Origin of the sequence: Hyphomonas atlantica corrig. (genome assembly GCF_000682715.1) — a bacterium.
In the GTDB taxonomy this organism is placed as follows: domain Bacteria; phylum Pseudomonadota; class Alphaproteobacteria; order Caulobacterales; family Hyphomonadaceae; genus Hyphomonas; species Hyphomonas atlantica.
In genome coordinates this window covers 60,856-77,757 of sequence record NZ_AWFH01000045.1, presented here as the reverse complement: position 1 = coordinate 77,757, position 16,902 = coordinate 60,856, and the positions used below count along the sequence as shown (strand labels likewise).

Sequence of the window (16,902 nt, the reverse complement as noted above, 5' to 3'; positions counted from 1 at the left end):
CTTCTCGTGTCTCCGTGAAGCGCCCGCGCGTAACATGGAAAGCTGAACTCTTGAACTCCATCAGTGAAAATTCTGAGCCTAAATGGGTGGCTGGCTTCATGTCCGGCACGTCGCTGGATGCTGTGGATGCGGCGTTGATCCTGACGGATGGCGAGCAAGTTTTCGATTTTGGCGCAACGGCTGAGCGGAAATACACAAACGAAGAGCGCGCCATTTTGCAGGGCGCAACAGACGCCGCACGCGCATGGAATTGGACGGGTGAGGAGCCCAATGTCGCGTTTGACGCGGCTCGCCGGGTCATCACAAGCACTCACCAGGCAGCCTGGGGGCAACTTTTGTCGGCGTGGAAAGGTCCGCAACCTGTGCTGGCGGGGGTGCATGGTCAGACGGTGTTGCACCGCGCCCCAAACGCCGACGTCGAGGGCGCGACGCTACAACTGATAGACGCACCATCAATGCGAGCCGTCCTTGGCGTTCCGCTCGCTTTTGACTTCCGCTCGGACGACGTCGCGGCGGGCGGACAAGGCGCTCCTTTGGCACCCGCCTATCACGTCGCACTGCTTGATCGCCTTGGCGATGAGGCGGCCTGCGTCCTTAATTTGGGGGGCGTCGCAAACATCACCGCGCGTATGAGCGATGGTGCCTTAGTCGCCTTCGACACAGGCCCCGCAAATGGGCCGATTGATGAGTGGGTGGAAGGACATGCACGCGGCACTCATGATGTCGGCGGTCGCCTCGCGGCGGCCGGACGGGCGCATGAGGGGCTGCTCGTGCAATTGCTTGATCATGACTGGTTTGATCAGGCGCCGCCAAAATCTCTCGACCGTTATGATTTCAACGCGAGCATGGTGCGCGGGTTGTCAGTAGAGGATGGCGCGGCGACGCTGACGGCATTTGCCGCGCGAGCGGTGGCGCGGGCACTTGCGTTGCTGCCGGAATATCCGGCGCGCATGATTGTTTGTGGAGGTGGCCGACACAATCCGGTGCTGATGGAGGCTTTGGCCGGGGCGACAAATTGCGACGTGCTGGCTGCTGAATCGGTCGGGTGGCGAGGCGATTCAATCGAGGCGGAGGCATTTGCCTTTCTGGCGGCAAGGACAGCGCGTAGCTTGCCGATCAGTTGGCCATCAACAACAGGCGTTCCCGCCCCCATGGGAGGCGGGAAATTGTTGGCCTAGTCTTCCTCGGCTTCCAGGCGCAGCTTTTCTTCCGCGTCGGACAGGCGCTGCAGCAGGTAATCTTCGCAAAGGCCGATCAGCTCATCGCGCTTGTCTTGATAGAAGTGGTTGGCGCCTTTGACTGTGGCGCGGTCAATTTGTTCGCCCTTCTGGACGCGAACCTTGGTCAGCGCGCGTTCGACATCCTCAGGGGAGGAGATCGAATCTGAGTCGCCGGACACGATCAGGCCAGAGGCCGGGCAGGGTGCCAGGAATGACAGATCGTAGTGGTTCGCAGGCGGCGAGATTGCAAGGAAGCCGTCAATCTCCGGGCGGCGCATCAGCAGCTGAAGCGTGATCCACGCCCCGAAGCTGTAGCCGGCACACCAGACATAACGCGGGCTTTCTGCGAGATTTTCGACATAGTCGAGCACGAAAGCGGCGTCTTCCAGTTCACCGATGCCTTGATCGTACTGGCCCTGGCTGCGTCCAACGCCGCGTGAATTGTAGCGCAGGACGCCAAATCCATGACGCTCAAACATCTGGTACAGCAGGATAGAGATCGGATCTTGCATCGTGCCGCCCGCCTTGGGGTGCGGGTGCAGGATAAGCGCGATCGGCGCGCCGGGAACCGGTGGCTCTGTGTAACGGGCTTCGATACGGCCCTGAGGGCCCGGAATAATCAGTTCTGCCATGTCATACTCGCTGGTCACGGGGAAAGGGCGCGGTCATAAGCCATTTGAGCTGTAAAAAGCAAATTTTTCTGCACCTGCAAAAACGCTTGGAAGTCTGTATATCACCACCATGATCTATGCCGATTACAATGCAACCTCACCGCTAAGGCCGGAAGCGCGCAAGGCAATGGTGGATGTGTGGGACATGGGCGCGACCAATCCGTCTTCTGTGCACGCATCCGGACGTGCTGCCCGGGGCGTGCTGGAGCGTGCGCGCACGGCGATTGGCGGCGCTATTGGCAGTCGGGCCGAAGACATTGTCCTGACCGGTGGCGGAACCGAGGCGGACAATCTGGCGATTCACGGTGTCGTTGCGGCCCTGAACGGAAACTGCACTTTCCTCGTCTCTGCCATCGAGCATGAGGCAATTACAAAAGCGGCAGCGCATTCGGGGGCGCGAGTTCAAACAGCGTATGTAACGCCTAATGGCGCGGTGGATCTCGACCACTTGTCGGATCAGGTTGCAGACTGGGACCACGAGACGTTTGGCACGCCGGTGCTGTGCCTGATGCTGGCCAACAATGAGACCGGCGTGATCCAGCCCGTCGCCGACGCGGCGCGTATCGTACGTGAGGCCGGCGGACTGACGATTTGCGATGCGGTACAGGGGCTTGGCAAGATTCCAGTCAATGTCGGCCTGCTCGGCGTCGATTATCTCAGCCTGTCGGCGCACAAGATTGGCGGCCCGCAGGGCGCCGGAGCCTTATGGCACCGGGCTGGCGCTCCGTTGAAGGCTGTCATGCATGGCGGTGGACAAGAGCGTGGGCTGCGATCTGGCACAGAGAATGTCGCCGCGCAGGCGGGCTTTGGCGCTGCGATCGAAGCCTCCGTGAAGGATCTGCCAAAATATGCTATGTTGTCTTCGTATCGAAATGATATGGAAGCGCAATTGGAACGCGAAGCAGGCGTGACGATCATGGGCAAGACCGCCGAGCGGCTGGCCGGGACGTCAAACTTTGCCAAGCCGGGCTTTGCGGCGGAAACGCAGGTCATGGCGATGGATCTGGCGGGTGTGTGTATTTCAGCCGGGTCTGCATGTTCGTCTGGCAAGGTGAAGCGGTCGCTCGTATTGCTGGCGATGGGCGCATCTGACGCCCTTGCGGAATCCGCAATCCGCACCAGCTTTGGATGGAACAGCACGCCGGAAGACTTTATCGGCGTGGCAGCCGCCTGGCTCGACGCAGCCCGGCGCACGGTATTGAAGGAAACGGCTTGATGGATTGCTGTGGCGGCATCGACGATCACGATGATGACTGCACCGACGTAAAGGTGAAGGACAGCATCGACCAGGAAACGGTCGAGGCCGCGAAGGCGCTCGAGTCCGAAAACTATTCCGCAGGCTTCGTCACGGACATTGAAATGGACATGGCGCCGAAGGGGCTGTCCGAAGATACGATCCGTTTCATTTCGGCCAAGAAGGAAGAGCCGGAATGGCTGCTCGAATGGCGCCTGGCGGCATACAAGCGCTGGCTGACCATGGAAGAGCCAACTTGGGCGATGGTCGATTATCCAACCATTGACTATCAGGACTACTATTACTACGCCGCGCCCAAAACCGGCGCGAAGTACGAGTCCATCGACGACGTTCCGAAGGAAATTCTGGAAACTTACGAGAAGCTCGGCATTCCGCTCCGCGAAGCCGAGGTGTTGCTCGGTGTTGAGGGCGCGGCCGAGAGCGCCGCTGCTGCGCGAGAGACCCCACGAGTCGCCGTGGATGCGGTGTTCGACTCCGTTTCCGTTGCGACGACCTTCCGCAAGGAGCTCGAAAAGGCCGGCGTGATCTTCATGTCAATCTCCGAAGCCGTGCACGAGTATCCGGAGCTGGTGAAGAAATACCTCGGCACCGTGGTGCCTCAATCCGATAATTTCTTTGCGACGCTGAACAGCGCGGTCTTCTCTGACGGGACGTTCGTTTATGTGCCCAAGGGCGTGCGCTGCCCGATGGAATTGTCTACCTATTTTCGGATGAATGCCGAGAATACAGGCCAGTTCGAGCGCACGCTCATCGTGTGTGATGAAGGCGCTTATGTTTCCTACCTCGAAGGCTGTACCGCGCCTATGCGCGACGAGAACCAGCTTCACGCCGCCGTGGTCGAACTGGTCGCGCTGGAAGATGCCGAGATCAAGTATTCTACCGTCCAGAACTGGTGGCCGGGTGACGAAAACGGCAAGGGCGGCATTTACAACTTCGTGACCAAGCGCGGCGACTGCCGTGGTGACCGCTCCAAGATCAGCTGGACGCAGGTGGAAACCGGCTCGGCCGTGACCTGGAAATATCCAAGCTGCATCCTGCGCGGTGATGACAGTGTCGGCGAGTTCTACTCCATCGCTGTCACCAATGGCCGCCAGCAGGCCGATACCGGTACGAAGATGATCCATCTGGGCAAGCGCACACGCAGCCGGATCATCTCCAAAGGCATTTCGGCAGGCAAGTCGAACAACACTTATCGCGGCCTCGTCTCAATCAATCGCAAGGCCGACAAGGCGCGCAATTTCACCCAGTGCGACAGTTTGCTGATCGGCGATCGCTGCGGTGCGCACACCGTGCCCTATGTGGAGAACCGCCGGGCCGATGCGCAGCTCGAACATGAGGCGACGACCACCAAACTGTCGGACGATCAGATGTTCTACGTTCGTCAGCGTGGCATCGGAGAGGAAGAGGCCGTGGCCCTTCTTGTGAACGGTTTCGTGCGTGAAGTGCTGCAGGAACTGCCGATGGAGTTTGCAGTTGAGGCGCAAAGCCTCCTCAAAGTCAGTTTGGAGGGCAGCGTTGGCTAGTGCTGACGCCTTTGACGCTTGGCTCGACGCTTATGCCAGAGCCCACGACGGCGGCGACGTTGCGTTGCTGAAATCCCTGTTTGGCGAGACTGCAGAATTTTTCGAGACGCCGTTCAATGCTCCCGCGAAAGGCGCGGAGGTCATTTCAACCTACTTCGCTGATATTTGGGCTCGCACGGCGGATAGCGTTTTCGAAATTGAAAAAATCGCCGAAGGTTGGGCGCACTGGACAATGGGCGGCACCATCGTAGCGTTAGATGAACCGTACCGCGCGAACGGCATTCTCAAAGTTGAGTTGGACGCTGATGGCCGGTGTCACTCGCTGACCTTGTGGACTGAACGGCTATCCGTGCGCGAATCCGATATGCTGTCGCAGAGAGACGCGTAAGTCGCCACCAGGTGCGGCAAATGATGAGATTTCACCTTTCTGACCTGTTTCAGGAGGTTCTGCGCGCCATTTCCTGCATCCGGGGCTTTTCCCAACGATCCAGCGGGCTTACATGCGCACCATGTTGAAGATTGAGAACCTGACCGCCACTGTCGGCGACGAAGACGATGCGAAGACCATCATCAATGGTCTGACCCTTGAGGTGCCGAAAGGCGAGGTCCACGCGATCATGGGGCCGAACGGCGCTGGCAAGTCGACGTTGTCTTATGTGCTGACTGGCCGGGACGGCTATGAGGTTACTGGCGGTTCAGCGACGTTGAATGGCGACGATATCCTGGACATGGATCCGGAAGAGCGCGCCGCCAAAGGGCTATTTCTGTCATTCCAGTACCCAGTCGAGATTCCCGGTGTGCCGGTGATGACATTCGTTCGCGCCGCGATGAATGCCCAGCGCAAGACGCGCGGCGAGGACGAGATTTCCGCACCGGATTTTATCAAGAAGTCGCGTGAAGTGGGTAAGGCTCTCAAACTGGATGCCGAAATGCTGAAGCGCGCGCTCAATGTCGGGTTTTCCGGCGGCGAGAAAAAGCGCCTCGAAATCTACCAGATGATGATGCTGGAGCCGAACTTCCTGATTCTGGACGAGACTGACTCCGGTCTGGACATCGACGCGTTGAAGACAGTTTCTGACGGTGTGAATGCCATGCGCTCGCCGGATCGTGGCATGCTTGTGATCACCCACTATCAGCGCTTGCTGGACCACATTAAGCCGGACAAGGTTCATGTTCTTTCGAAGGGCCGGATTGTGGCGACTGGCGGCCCGGAGCTGGCGCTACGACTTGAAAAAGAAGGATATGAAGGCATCCTCGGGGAGGTGGCGTGACCACAGCCCTGCGGGATCTGATTGCCAATCCGAATGCGGCGGAGCTGGAGCTCGTTGCGCGCTACGGCATGCAGCCTGAAGATGTGCGTCGCGAACGCCTGTTTGGTGCTTTCGCGCAATCTGGTTTGCCGAACCGCAGGATGGAAGCGTGGAAGTGGACTGACTTCAAGGCCGCATTGACGACGTTGGATCGCCCGTCGACTGCATCCGTGGAAGATCCGATTCCGTATGACGGCGCGCTTGTGTTCAAGTTCACGCCAACTGGTTTCGAGGCACCGGCAGATTTGCCGAACGGATTGAGCGTGTTCGAGAAGGGCGAGGCGCAAGCGCTGGGTGCCGCCGAAGACGTGCCGATGGGCGCGTTGGCTGCGTCACTTGCAGGCGAAAAATCGCGACCGGCGACAGTGCTTCTTGAGGTCACTTCTTCAGACCTGCCACGTCTGCACTTCCAGTTCAGCGGCGCAGGCGAAGCAAGTTTTGCACGCATTGTGATCGTCGTGCGTCCGGGGATGGCTGTAACAGTTTCTGAAAGTCATCTGGGCGGAGCAGGGCTTGAAGCGTCTGTGATCGAGTTTGGCTTGCAGAAGAATGCCTCTGCGGTGCGGACCATATATCAACGAGGCTCTCGCGAAGAGGCGGTGGCATCCACGGCCTTGGTGCATCTTGACGCTGAAGCGCAATATACACAGACCACGCTTTCGTTTGGCGCAAAGCTGGCGAGACTTGAAACGCGGGTCACCCACCAGGAGCCAAGCGCAAGCGTAACACTGAACGCCGCGTACCTTGTGGGAAAAGGTCTCCATACGGATATCACGACGCATGTGCGCCACGGCGCGAATTCATGCGTGACACGTCAATTGACCAAAGGAGCAGTTCTGGACGGAGGTACAGGCGTTTTCCAGGGCAAGTTCTTTGTGCCGCGTACGGCAGGGCAATACACGGATGCGGATATGCAGCACAAGGCGTTGCTTCTGGAAGATGGCGCCGTCGTTTTCGCAAAGCCTGAACTAGAGATTTACGCGGATGATGTTGAGTGTGCGCACGGCAATACCTGCGGCGCCCTGGATGACAATCAGCTCTTCTACATGCGCCAGCGAGGTATTCCGGAAAAAACTGCGCGTGCACTTTTGACTCAGGCATTTGTGGCTGAAGCCCTGGAAGAAGCTGGCGAGTTGGAGGAGTTGCTGCGGGGCGAGGCTGAGGCCTGGCTGGGTGCAGCATGAGCAGGGCATTTGATCTCGAGGCTATCCGCGCAGAGTTTCCAATCCTGTCGCGTGAGGTGAACGGCAAGCCGCTGGTGTATTTCGACAATGCTGCCAGCGCCCAAAAGCCGAATGCTGTCATTGATCGCATAGCAAATCAGTCGCGTACGGCTTATGCGAATGTCCACCGCGGCATCCATACCTTGTCGAATGAAACGACAGAGGCGTACGAGGCTGCGCGGGAAAAAGCCCGTGCGTTTCTGAATGCGCCGGCTACGGAAAATGTTGTTTTCACCAAGGGATCGACAGAGGGTATCAACCTCGTTGCTTCTGCGCTGGCCGGACGAATTCAGCCGGGCGATGAAATCGTGTTGTCGATCATGGAGCACCATTCGAACATTGTTCCGTGGCACTTTCTAAGGGAGCGTCATGGCGCAGTGCTAAAGTGGGTGGGCCTGAATGCCGACGGCTCTCTGGACATGGATGAGTACGCGCAAGCTATCGGGCCCAAGACCCGTATGGTTGCCATCACGCATATGAGCAATGTGTTGGGCTCCGTAACAGACATGGCCGAGATCTGCCGGTTGGCGCATGATGTCGGTGCGGAAGTTCTGGCTGATGGCAGCCAGGCGGCGGTTCACATGAAAGTCGACGTTCAGGCGCTCGGGTGCGACTGGTACGTGATGACGGGTCACAAACTTTACGGCCCAACTGGCATCGGCGTGTTGTACGGAACTGACGAAGCGCTGGATCGCGCACGCCCTTATCAGGGGGGCGGTGAGATGATCGAAATCGTGAGTCGCGACCGCGTGACCTACAATACTGCGCCGCACAAGTTCGAAGCTGGCACACCGCCAATACTTGAAGCGATTGGTCTCGGAGCTGCACTGGATTGGATGACTGCGTTCAATCATGACGACGTGATCGCGCACGAGAACGCCTTGTATGACCGTGCTTATGAGGGCATTCGAGGCGTCAATGGATTGACCATTCATGGCGAGGCACCGGGCAAGGGAGCTGTCCTGTCGTTCAGCCTGCAAGGGGCGCATCCACACGATCTCGCGCAGATCCTCGACCGGTACGGCATTGCGATCCGGGCCGGACATCATTGTGCACAACCGCTGATGGAGCACCTTGGCGTTAGCGCAACTGCGCGTGCAAGTTTCGCTGTTTACAATACGCCTGCAGAGGTTGACGTGTTCATTGAAGCGCTCGCCAAGGCGCGCGAAATGCTGGTATAGGTGACGCATGGCAGATGATATGACATCTCACGACATGGTCGATGTGTCAGGCGCTGAGCCGGGGGCAAACATCCCTCAGGCTGAGCTCAACCGTCTCACTGATGATCTGATCGCCGCGTTCAAGACCGTGTTCGACCCGGAAATTCCTGTAGATATCTACGAATTGGGACTGATTTACAAAGTAGATATCGATGATGACTACAAGGTCGACATCGATATGACTTTGACAGCGCCAGGATGCCCTGTAGCCGGCGACATGCCGGGGTGGGTGGAAACGGCTGCGCGAACCGTCGACGGCGTCAAGGATGTTGAGGTGCGCCTCACTTTTGATCCGCCTTGGGACCCTTCGCGCATGTCGGACGAAGCCCGCCTTGCATTGAACATGCTTTAATTGAAGCGGAACGTATTCGTTCCTATGTAATTGCCATGGCCAGACGACCCAGACCCAAACCCGTGAAACTTTCTGACGCTGCGGCAGAGCGCGTTAAGGAGATCATGGAAGAAAAAGGCGCCGGATACCTTCGGGTCGGCGTGAAGAATGGCGGCTGTGCGGGCATGGAATATGTCATGGACTATGCCGAAGCGCCCGAGCCTCTAGACGAAGTCGTCGAGGACAACGGCGTAACCATCGTGATCGATGCCAAAGCGGTGCTGTTCTTGTTGGGCAGTGAGGTGGACTATGAAGTCACCCCACTGCACGAGAAGTTCGTCTTCAGGAATCCAAATCAGACCGACGCCTGCGGCTGCGGCGAAAGCGTAACGATTGTCCCCGCGACCGCCTGATTTGGTGGTGGGCAACACGCGATACATCCAGAGTTTTCAGCCCCTTGCCGGACCGGGCGCGAAGATTCTGATTCTCGGAAGTATGCCCGGCATCGCCTCTTTGGAAGCTGGGCAGTATTATGCCCATTCTCGCAACGCGTTCTGGCCTATCATGGGCGATGTGTTTGGAGCGCAGCCAAGTTTGCCATACGAGGCGCGGCGCTCCATTCTCATCAATCACGGCGTTGCAGTTTGGGATGTGCTAAAACTCTGTCGCCGGGAAGGCAGTCTCGATTCAAACATTCGGGACGAGGTTCCGAACGATTTCGCGAAATTCTTCGAGATGTTTCCGCGCATCTCACGCGTTCTGCTGAATGGCGGAACGGCGGCGAGAAGCTATGGCAAATATGTTCAGCCACTCGTTCCGGAGTTGCGCGCTTTAGCTGTCCCATCAACAAGTCCGGCATACGCAGCGATGCGGTATGGGGAGAAGCTTGACCGTTGGCGGTGTGCGTTAGACTAGTGTCTTGATCGTGCATATGTATGCACCGGCTTATAAGAGTTGTTGAGGGTGAACTACTTCGAGTCTTCGTTAGGGGCCTCCGAAGGCCGCGATATCATCTCCTCCGGGCCTGGCTTCCATTCCTTTGGGAGGGTCAGGAACTAAAACACTGTCAGCTTCCGGAGTCCCGGTCGCTTCGGCGACCAGCTTGGAAGTTTGACTTTCCACTACATCGGTCAGCTTGGCCAGAAATTCCTGCTTCGGCATATCTGGATTGATCGGCGGCAGGAACTCGATCACTGCCGTGCCAGGCGTTTTGTGACGTTCCTGTTGGCGCCAGAACAGGCCAATATTGGTCGCAACCGGAATTACTGGAACATTCATCGCCTGGGCCATATGCCAGACGCCGGCCTTGTAGCGGAAATGGTACCCGACAGGCGCAAGATGGCCTTCTGGATAGATCAGGACGCGGCGTCCTTCCTGCTTTGCGCGCTGCATACCTTCCTTGAGAGAGGCGGCCTTGCGGTCTCCGCCGCCACATGTGTCGATGACGATCGCGCCAAGTTTCCGCAATATGCCACCAACGAGCGGGAATTTCTCAAGATGGTCGCCTGTCACGAAGGCCAGATTTCTGACTTCGGGATAAATCAGGAAGCCATCCCCCCAGCTCTGGTGTTTGGCTGCGATCACAAACGGGCCGTCTGGCAGATTTTCCCGCCCGCGCACCTCTTTGCGAATCCCGGCGACAAATCGCAAATTCAGATTCATCGCGCGTGTATAGCTTCTGATGATGGCGCGTACGGGCGTATGCCCTGGCAGGATCAGAAACGGCAGCGATGCCAACACGTAAAGGGCGGACAGCAGATAATAGACGAGCGTAAAAACAATGCCGCGCATGTGTCCCACTCCTTCTTGAGAATAGCCTACGATTTCAGTACGCACATGACCGCGCGGGACATGGCGTCGGCATGTTGTGAGAATGGGCCTGGAAGGCGATTGTAAATCTTGTTCTGACCAGATTGCATGACGACGCCGAGTGCCATCGCAGCTTTGAGGGCGGGATCGCCTTTTGGAATATGCCCTTCGCTCATCAGACCGGCGATGATCTTTTCGGTGATCGACACCGGGTCGTCGTCGCGGCGTTTGTCGTAGGGCAGAAAGCGGTTGAGTGACACAAGGTGAAACGAGAAGAGCAGGAAGTCTTCATCGGCAAGTTCGCAGTACGCCTTTACCGCCGCATGTACCTTTTCTTCGAGCGACCCGTCGCCAGTCAACGCCTCTGCCATCATCGCACCAAGGCGGTTATGTGTCTCCATAAACAGGGAGAGCGCGAGCTCGTCCTTGCCTTTGTAGTGCCGATAAAGCGCGCCCTCCGACACTCCGGCCTTTTCGGCGATTTCGCGCGTCGTGGCGGCATCGATGCCTTCATGGATGAACAGCTTGAGCGCGGCGCGTTCGATCTTTGGCCGGGCGTTGCGGGCGCGTGGCTTGGTTTTCGCTTGCTCGGTGCTTGACGCTTTCGCCATCTGGCCCTCCATATTTGTGCAGGACAATTTAGTATCGCGCAGCATGCAATGCAAGTGAATACTTGCTCACATCGCTGATCTGCCTCGGCCGAAAGGATATCTTCGCAGTGATATCAATGTAGTGGGGGGCTGGATTGGCTAGGCGAATTCGACGCGGTAGCTCTCAATTACCGTGTTTGCGAGAAGCTTTTCGCACATTTCTTTCACCCGCGCTTCTGCAGCATCAGATGACAGGCCGTCTTCCAGGTCCAGTTCAATGACTTTGCCTATTCGTGCAGCTTCGACTTCCTTGTAACCCATGCGCGCAAGTGTATCCGCGACAGCCTTGCCTTGCGGGTCCAGAACACCATTCTTCAGTGCGACGTGAACGATGGCTTTCATGCGAAGGTCTCCTGAGGAAGTCTGAGTCGAGCCCACTTACCCCGATTTAGTGCCTATTGGAACAAGCTTACCGCTGTAGCGAGAGCGATAAGTACGATTGCGGTAGAGATCACAGGCACAAGCTTCGAGTTACGAGTAGCCGAAGCTGTTGACTTGGTTTGAGCAGACGATGGCATAAACCGAAATTCCTATATGACCGTGTAAACCAGCAGATTGCTATTTGCCGCCATTAAAGCTGACGACATTGTCCGTTTCGCCTGACTCTTTCAGAATGCCGAGACGTCTGGCGACTTCCGCATATGCCTCCGTGACACCGCCAAGGTCGCGGCGGAACCGGTCCTTGTCCAGCTTGTCGCCGGTTTCGAAGTCCCAAAGCCGACAGCTGTCGGGGCTGATTTCATCGGCGAGCAGAATGCGTGGAATTTCGTTGTCGCCCTCATAGTAGCGGCCGAATTCCAGTTTGAAATCGACAAGACGAATGCCTACCGCCGCGAACAGGCCGGACATGAAGTCATTCACGCGCAGCGAGAGCGAAATGAGATCTTCATATTCCTGTGCCGTCGCCCAACCAAATGCGGCGATGTGTTCTTCAGTGACAAGCGGATCGCCGAGTGCATCGTCCTTGAGGTAGAACTCAACCATTGGACGGGGCAGGACCTGGCCTTCTTCGATGCCGAGACGCTTGGACAACGTACCAGCGGCGACATTCCGCACGACGACTTCCAGCGGGATGATGTCCACTTTCTTCACCAATTGCTCGCGCATATTGAGTCGGCGGATGAAGTGCGTCGGAATACCGACCGCGGAAAGGCGGGTCATCATGAACTCGCTGATGCGATTGTTCAGAACGCCCTTGCCGTCCAGAACCGCACGCTTCTGGGCGTTGAAGGCCGTCGCATCATCCTTGAAATACTGGATGAGCGTGCCTGGCTCTGGACCCTCATAGAGGATCTTTGCCTTGCCCTCATAGATTATGCGCTTCTTGCTCATGCGGCCGGGCCTCCTGCTGAATGCCGGGTAGCTGTAACAGGAATCGTTTTCAGCCGCCCCCGGAAAGCGAACCTGTTACGCCAATCTGCTCAAAGAAACAATTATTGCGCACACCTCATCTGAGCGCCTATATGCACGACTCACAGACCACCGTTCAGAAAGGCCATTTCAGATGAGCACATTTGACGATCGCGAGCGCGCAGAGGAAGCCCGTTACGCTTTGGATCAGGAAACCCAGTTCAAGGTCATGGCCCGCCGAAATAAGCTTCTTGGCTTCTGGGCGGCAGACCTCATGGGTCTTACGGGATCAGACGCTGAAGCGTATGCGAAAACTGTTGTGTTGTCCGACTTGGAAGAGCCGGGCGATGATGATGTGTTCCGCAAGGTACGGGCCGACTTCGACGCGGCCGGTATCGACCGTACCGACGCCCGTATTCGGGAGCAAATGGCAGAATTGCTGCCGGTTGCGCGCGAGCAGATCCTCAAGGATGCGCAATAAGCCCCGCATAGGTTAGCCGTTCGCCAATCTGATTCGGATCGAACGTGTCAGCACAGGAGGGCGCATCTTCGCCAAGCGGCGTGAAAGATGCGCAACTCACTTTCGTTGCCTCGCCTGACGCAAATTTGGGCTTCCCGTGCCATTGCGCCATCGCGGGCACACCCGTCCAGTGGCTGAAATACATGCGGCCAGCGTGCGTCGGTATTTTTGTATCGCCGGGTTTGGTCGAGTAAAATGGTTCACCATCAACAAACCAGGTGATCTGATCAGGTGTCCACTCGAACGCGTACAGATGCGGCGCTTCTGATGCATCGAATGGAAGATCGAAAACGGCATGTGCACCCTTTTGGCCGCTGCGCCAGTAATTGAATTCGATCTTGGTGGTGTCCTTTCCAAGGAATTCGATATCGATTTCGTCATGCGGCGTGTTGGCGTAGGGGCCCGTATACATGAAGAAGGCTGAGACCAGCCCGGATCCTTTGCCAATTTGCAAAACGGCTTCGTATCGGCCGTATCCATACTCTTTTCGTGATCGGAACTCGGCCATTGAGAAGGGAGATGCGGGCGTTGGTTCATGCTGAACCTGAAGCTCTAATCCGTCATCGGTCGTCTTGATGTTCTCGGCTGCCCAGCGGCCTCCATAGAAATCGTGCCCACGCTCGGTGTTGGACGCCCAGAATGATGTCTCCAGGCTATCCCGTTTGAGGTCTGCTAGCATGGCGGCGCCGGAGTTCGCCTGCAGTTTGACTGCGGGTTTGACGGGCACAGGCTTGGCAGGAGCGATTTCCAGCGGTTCAAGCTCCGTGCGGCCTCTCAAGTCCGGGGTGGCACGATTTACCGGGTAGTATTGGGCTGCTGGAGGCTGAACACTTTGGGAGGCGCGTTCAGGACCACCATTGGAATACACCATGATACCCGTGGCGACCGCCATGATAACGCTACCAATCAATGTGATGTGTTGAAATGGAGCAGGTGCCTTGGGGGAAGATGTTCGAATTTGACCAAAACGGGGCATGTTTTCACCTTGCGTTTACCGTGAAGATCACGTTCGCAAGAGACAAGCCGGTTTTAGCTGCTGGAACTGCGTTCGTCCGATTCCGCCAGACTTTTCAGGTTCCGCATCATGAATAGCGGCACCGACCCAATTGGCGTCACTGCCCAATCAAGTGGTTGATCGTGCGGTTCGGCGGGAACGGTCTCTATCTGTTGTGCAGCGTAGGCAACCGCACAAGCGAATGCTCTGCCGTCTTCTCTCAGCCGCTCAAGAGCCTTGTCATAATGCCCCTTGCCATATCCGAGGCGGTTTCCCATTCCGTCAAACGCCAGAAGCGGTGTCAGAATCAGTGTGGGTTGACCCAGCGGTGCGTCGGCGGAAGGTTCCGACAAGCCAAACGGTCGCCGCTCTAGGGGTTCTCCGAAGTTCCAGGACCGCCAAGTCAGTTCGCCAGAATCTTCAATCCGCGGCAGGCACAGCTCCGCACCAGCCTTGGCGAGTTTTTGCATCAGGGGCGAAGGGTCGAGTTCCTCATTGATGGCAACATAGCCGGCCACCACAGGGCCGTAGCGCTCAAGGAGTTTCATGGGAAACTTGTCCGCCAGGGTTTCGGCCGCGTCGGGATCTCGTGCGGCCGCCTCTGCGCGTAGGGTCCGCATGCGGTGTCGAAGGTCTGTCTTGTCCATCGAGGCGTCCCTATTTGGCCAGTTGGTTAAACACAAGTCACGGAAACTTGTTCGAGCGCATGAGAACCACGAACGCCGCGGGGCATATTCACTCCCGTCAACCTAGATACTAGGTGGGCGCCGGGTGAGCCCGGACCACGGTCCGGACCAGAATGCCAGCTCCCTGACGGAAATTAAGGTCGCCGGAGATCAGTCCGTCGCAAACGTCGCAGCCCTCATGCTGATTCAGGATGTAATCCGCTGCCCCGATGATTGTAAGGGGGCCCGCTGTCGCCTTTTGTCGATAACCGTCAATGAGCTTCGCCGATGAGGTCGAAAGCAAACAACAGTGTTCGCTGCTGGTCGGAAAAATTGTTGTCAGAAACTAGCCAGAGCCGATGTGTGCCGTCGTTCAACGTCTCTGCGGAAATGCCTTCGAAATTGTCCACATTCATGGGTGGCTTCAATTCAAACAACGCTCGACGACTTGCGCCTCCGGCATCCTCATACGCGGCTTCGACGGTCAATCGGTTGCCGAACACCGGATTGTAGGATCTTCGGAGACTGTAGACGACGGACCCGGCAGTGGCCGCGTCGCCCAGCATGATTGTGTTCGTCATGCCAACAAGCGGACCGTTATAATCACGCTTCGCCGGGGCAAGCAGTTCTGTGCTTGATCCCCCCTTCGAGACGGATACGAGAGGTGAGTATCCATCGATAAGCTGCTCGTATCCCGCAATCATGACCTTGCCGGCAGACAGAGCTTCTGCGCCGGAATTTTCCTTGATTCTGATTCCTGAGAGTTCGCTGGGCAATTCAGTGAACGGGGCTGCGCGAGCAGACGCGCCGCAAGTTTCCAGGTCGAACGCAGCCACGCGATGGCGCCGTTCAAAGCTCACAAAAGCAAGTCCGTCTGCCAAGGCCAACCCCTCGGAATCGCCATCGCGCTTGCCCCTCAGGATCTGGCCGTTGGGACCCTTCATGTAGGAAATCTCGCCAGTCCCATCCGGAGCGCCATTTGCCATCCCGATCCAGATAAAGGCCCCCACGTCAGATACAGTGAGTAGCCTGCCATCCGGCAGAATCTCGATTCCTGACAATCCGCCGAACTCGGCGTGTGGGGAGGTCAGGGACCAGCCACCGGCGAACCGTACACCGGGCGGCAATGCCGCCTGACTTGGCCTGTTCGCAAGCGGGACGGGCTCAGACCGGATCGTGAATTTGTTTGGAGACGCATATGTTGTGCCTGCCGGGCAAGACTGTCGATGTAGTTCAATTGAGGACGGTAGGGTGTGTGACTGTTGTGTAGCAGGGAGGCTAGCCGAACCATGATCCTGCGGCGCGGCGCAGGATATCAAAGCGCCGAGGAGGCCTGTCAGGACAGAAGTGCGAAGGAAGTGCATGGGCGGCCTCATTGTTTGCCAGAACATGAGTTTTTGACCGAAAATTTAAGGCAGGAATAGGGAATTGATCTGGATTTAGAATGCGAACCTATACAAAACAGGCGCATGTCTCAGATTCCGCTCGCCCGCCGTTCACCGGTTCCGCCGGACACCTGCAATCTCGCAAAGGCCATCGACCTGATAGGCGATCGCTGGACCCTGCTGATTCTGCGGGCGGCGCTTTATGGGGTCCGTCGATTTGACGATTTTCAGTCTGAACTCGGGTGTCCACGCACAGTGCTGTCGGGTCGGTTGAAGAAATTGGTCGACGCAGGACTGCTGACAAAAAAGGCATACAAAGCACCAGGGAAGCGCGCGCGCCCTGAATATGTCCTTTCAGCAACCGGATTGTCGTTGCGACCGATCCTGATCGGCTTGACCCAATGGGGCGATGCCTGGCTTGGTCAGGGAGAGGCGCCGCCGATCAGCTTTACAAAGGCCGGGTCGAAAAGCGCTATACGTGCAGCATTCGTGGACGTGGAAGGACGGGAAGTGCGGCCCGACCAGATCCGTCCGGTGCTTCGCGGTTAGGTTTCCACAGCTGTCTCAAGCCCAACCATCAAATTGTGCAGTTTCGCGGATTTTCCGTCTTGCATTGCCCGGTCTGATGCGCTTTATCACGCCTCTCGGCGGAGACGTCGTGAATACCCCAATAAGGATGCGGGCGTAGCTCAGGGGTAGAGCACAACCTTGCCAAGGTTGGGGTCGTGAGTTCGAATCTCATCGCCCGCTCCAATTTCTCGATACTATTGAATATC

Annotated in this window: 20 protein-coding genes, 1 tRNA gene and 1 other RNA gene; 13 read left to right on the top strand and 9 right to left on the bottom strand. The window is 57.3% G+C overall.

What is annotated here, in order from left to right:
- The first annotated feature begins 14 nt into the window (after positions 1-14).
- A complete protein-coding gene (locus HY36_RS13095; protein WP_081806193.1) occupies positions 15-1,178 on the top strand; it encodes an anhydro-N-acetylmuramic acid kinase in 1,164 nt (387 codons plus the stop codon).
- Here HY36_RS13095 and HY36_RS13090 read toward each other — a convergent pair.
- Complete coding sequence (locus HY36_RS13090; RefSeq protein WP_035553651.1) at positions 1,175-1,852, bottom strand: alpha/beta hydrolase; 678 nt, start codon at positions 1,850-1,852, stop codon at positions 1,175-1,177. The genes HY36_RS13095 and HY36_RS13090 overlap by 4 nt on opposite strands.
- Before the next feature lie 109 nt (positions 1,853-1,961).
- On the opposite strand from HY36_RS13090, the gene HY36_RS13085 reads away from it, so the two are divergent.
- From HY36_RS13085 to HY36_RS13045, 9 genes are all read left to right on the top strand, one after another.
- Positions 1,962-3,107, top strand: coding sequence for a cysteine desulfurase family protein (locus tag HY36_RS13085; protein ID WP_035553648.1), 1,146 nt, complete (start codon positions 1,962-1,964; stop codon positions 3,105-3,107).
- Positions 3,107-4,669 carry a Fe-S cluster assembly protein SufB gene (sufB, locus tag HY36_RS13080; RefSeq protein ID WP_051602785.1) on the top strand — a complete coding sequence of 521 codons (1,563 nt, stop codon included), beginning with the start codon at positions 3,107-3,109 and terminating at the stop codon, positions 4,667-4,669. Before HY36_RS13085 ends, sufB begins: the two co-directional genes overlap by 1 nt.
- Positions 4,662-5,057, top strand: a complete 396-nt coding sequence (locus HY36_RS13075; protein WP_035553647.1) for a nuclear transport factor 2 family protein — start codon at positions 4,662-4,664, stop codon at positions 5,055-5,057. Before sufB ends, HY36_RS13075 begins: the two co-directional genes overlap by 8 nt.
- Before the next feature lie 121 nt (positions 5,058-5,178).
- Entirely contained in the window at positions 5,179-5,940 is a 762-nt protein-coding gene (sufC, locus tag HY36_RS13070) for a Fe-S cluster assembly ATPase SufC (protein ID WP_035554019.1), read from the top strand.
- Positions 5,937-7,163, top strand: coding sequence for a SufB/SufD family protein (locus tag HY36_RS13065; protein WP_035553644.1), 1,227 nt, complete (start codon positions 5,937-5,939; stop codon positions 7,161-7,163). Before sufC ends, HY36_RS13065 begins: the two co-directional genes overlap by 4 nt.
- On the top strand, positions 7,160-8,383 hold the full coding sequence (locus tag HY36_RS13060; RefSeq protein WP_035553640.1) for an aminotransferase class V-fold PLP-dependent enzyme: 1,224 nt from the start codon (positions 7,160-7,162) through the stop codon (positions 8,381-8,383). Before HY36_RS13065 ends, HY36_RS13060 begins: the two co-directional genes overlap by 4 nt.
- Before the next feature lie 7 nt (positions 8,384-8,390).
- The gene (locus HY36_RS13055; RefSeq protein ID WP_035553638.1) at positions 8,391-8,774 is read left to right on the top strand and encodes an SUF system Fe-S cluster assembly protein; all 384 of its coding nucleotides are present in this window, start codon (positions 8,391-8,393) and stop codon (positions 8,772-8,774) included.
- A 35-nt stretch (positions 8,775-8,809) separates the two neighbouring features.
- The gene (locus HY36_RS13050; protein WP_035553636.1) at positions 8,810-9,166 is read left to right on the top strand and encodes a HesB/IscA family protein; all 357 of its coding nucleotides are present in this window, start codon (positions 8,810-8,812) and stop codon (positions 9,164-9,166) included.
- A gap of 7 nt (positions 9,167-9,173) precedes the next feature.
- Entirely contained in the window at positions 9,174-9,668 is a 495-nt protein-coding gene (locus HY36_RS13045) for a DNA-deoxyinosine glycosylase (protein WP_241764207.1), read from the top strand.
- Positions 9,669-9,737: 69 nt separating this feature from the next.
- Here HY36_RS13045 and HY36_RS13040 read toward each other — a convergent pair whose 3' ends face one another.
- The 4 genes from HY36_RS13040 to purC all read right to left on the bottom strand — a co-directional run bounded on the left by HY36_RS13040 (position 9,738) and on the right by purC (position 12,544).
- Positions 9,738-10,544 carry a lysophospholipid acyltransferase family protein gene (locus HY36_RS13040; protein WP_035553633.1) on the bottom strand — a complete coding sequence of 269 codons (807 nt, stop codon included), beginning with the start codon at positions 10,542-10,544 and terminating at the stop codon, positions 9,738-9,740.
- A gap of 26 nt (positions 10,545-10,570) precedes the next feature.
- Positions 10,571-11,173 (bottom strand): TetR/AcrR family transcriptional regulator, encoded by a 603-nt coding sequence (locus tag HY36_RS13035; protein ID WP_051602812.1) that lies wholly within the window; start codon positions 11,171-11,173, stop codon positions 10,571-10,573.
- A gap of 138 nt (positions 11,174-11,311) precedes the next feature.
- Entirely contained in the window at positions 11,312-11,554 is a 243-nt protein-coding gene (gene purS, locus HY36_RS13030) for a phosphoribosylformylglycinamidine synthase subunit PurS (protein WP_035553630.1), read from the bottom strand.
- 216 nt (positions 11,555-11,770) lie between these two features.
- The gene (gene purC / locus HY36_RS13025; protein ID WP_035553628.1) at positions 11,771-12,544 is read right to left on the bottom strand and encodes a phosphoribosylaminoimidazolesuccinocarboxamide synthase; all 774 of its coding nucleotides are present in this window, start codon (positions 12,542-12,544) and stop codon (positions 11,771-11,773) included.
- Between the two features lie 172 nt (positions 12,545-12,716).
- On the opposite strand from purC, the gene HY36_RS13020 reads away from it, so the two are divergent.
- On the top strand, positions 12,717-13,043 hold the full coding sequence (locus tag HY36_RS13020; protein ID WP_035553625.1) for a DUF1476 domain-containing protein: 327 nt from the start codon (positions 12,717-12,719) through the stop codon (positions 13,041-13,043).
- On the opposite strand, the gene HY36_RS17895 is transcribed toward HY36_RS13020, so the two are convergent.
- The 4 genes from HY36_RS17895 to HY36_RS13005 all read right to left on the bottom strand — a co-directional run bounded on the left by HY36_RS17895 (position 13,027) and on the right by HY36_RS13005 (position 15,868).
- Complete coding sequence (locus HY36_RS17895) at positions 13,027-13,974, bottom strand: family 16 glycosylhydrolase (protein WP_162175997.1); 948 nt, start codon at positions 13,972-13,974, stop codon at positions 13,027-13,029. The two genes, HY36_RS13020 and HY36_RS17895, sit on opposite strands and share 17 nt — an antisense overlap.
- A gap of 137 nt (positions 13,975-14,111) precedes the next feature.
- On the bottom strand, positions 14,112-14,723 hold the full coding sequence (locus HY36_RS13010; protein WP_035553623.1) for a 5-formyltetrahydrofolate cyclo-ligase: 612 nt from the start codon (positions 14,721-14,723) through the stop codon (positions 14,112-14,114).
- Between the two features lie 59 nt (positions 14,724-14,782).
- Positions 14,783-14,941: non-coding RNA, 6S RNA (gene ssrS / locus HY36_RS18205), on the bottom strand.
- A 72-nt stretch (positions 14,942-15,013) separates the two neighbouring features.
- Positions 15,014-15,868, bottom strand: coding sequence for an esterase-like activity of phytase family protein (locus HY36_RS13005; RefSeq protein WP_035553621.1), 855 nt, complete (start codon positions 15,866-15,868; stop codon positions 15,014-15,016).
- A 342-nt stretch (positions 15,869-16,210) separates the two neighbouring features.
- Here HY36_RS13005 and HY36_RS13000 point away from each other — a divergent pair, with 342 nt between their 5' ends.
- Together HY36_RS13000 and HY36_RS12995 are read left to right on the top strand one after the other, a co-directional pair.
- Positions 16,211-16,675, top strand: a complete 465-nt coding sequence (locus tag HY36_RS13000) for a winged helix-turn-helix transcriptional regulator (protein WP_035553618.1) — start codon at positions 16,211-16,213, stop codon at positions 16,673-16,675.
- Between the two features lie 129 nt (positions 16,676-16,804).
- A tRNA-Gly gene (locus HY36_RS12995) sits at positions 16,805-16,879 on the top strand.
- The last annotated feature ends 23 nt before the right edge of the window (positions 16,880-16,902 follow it).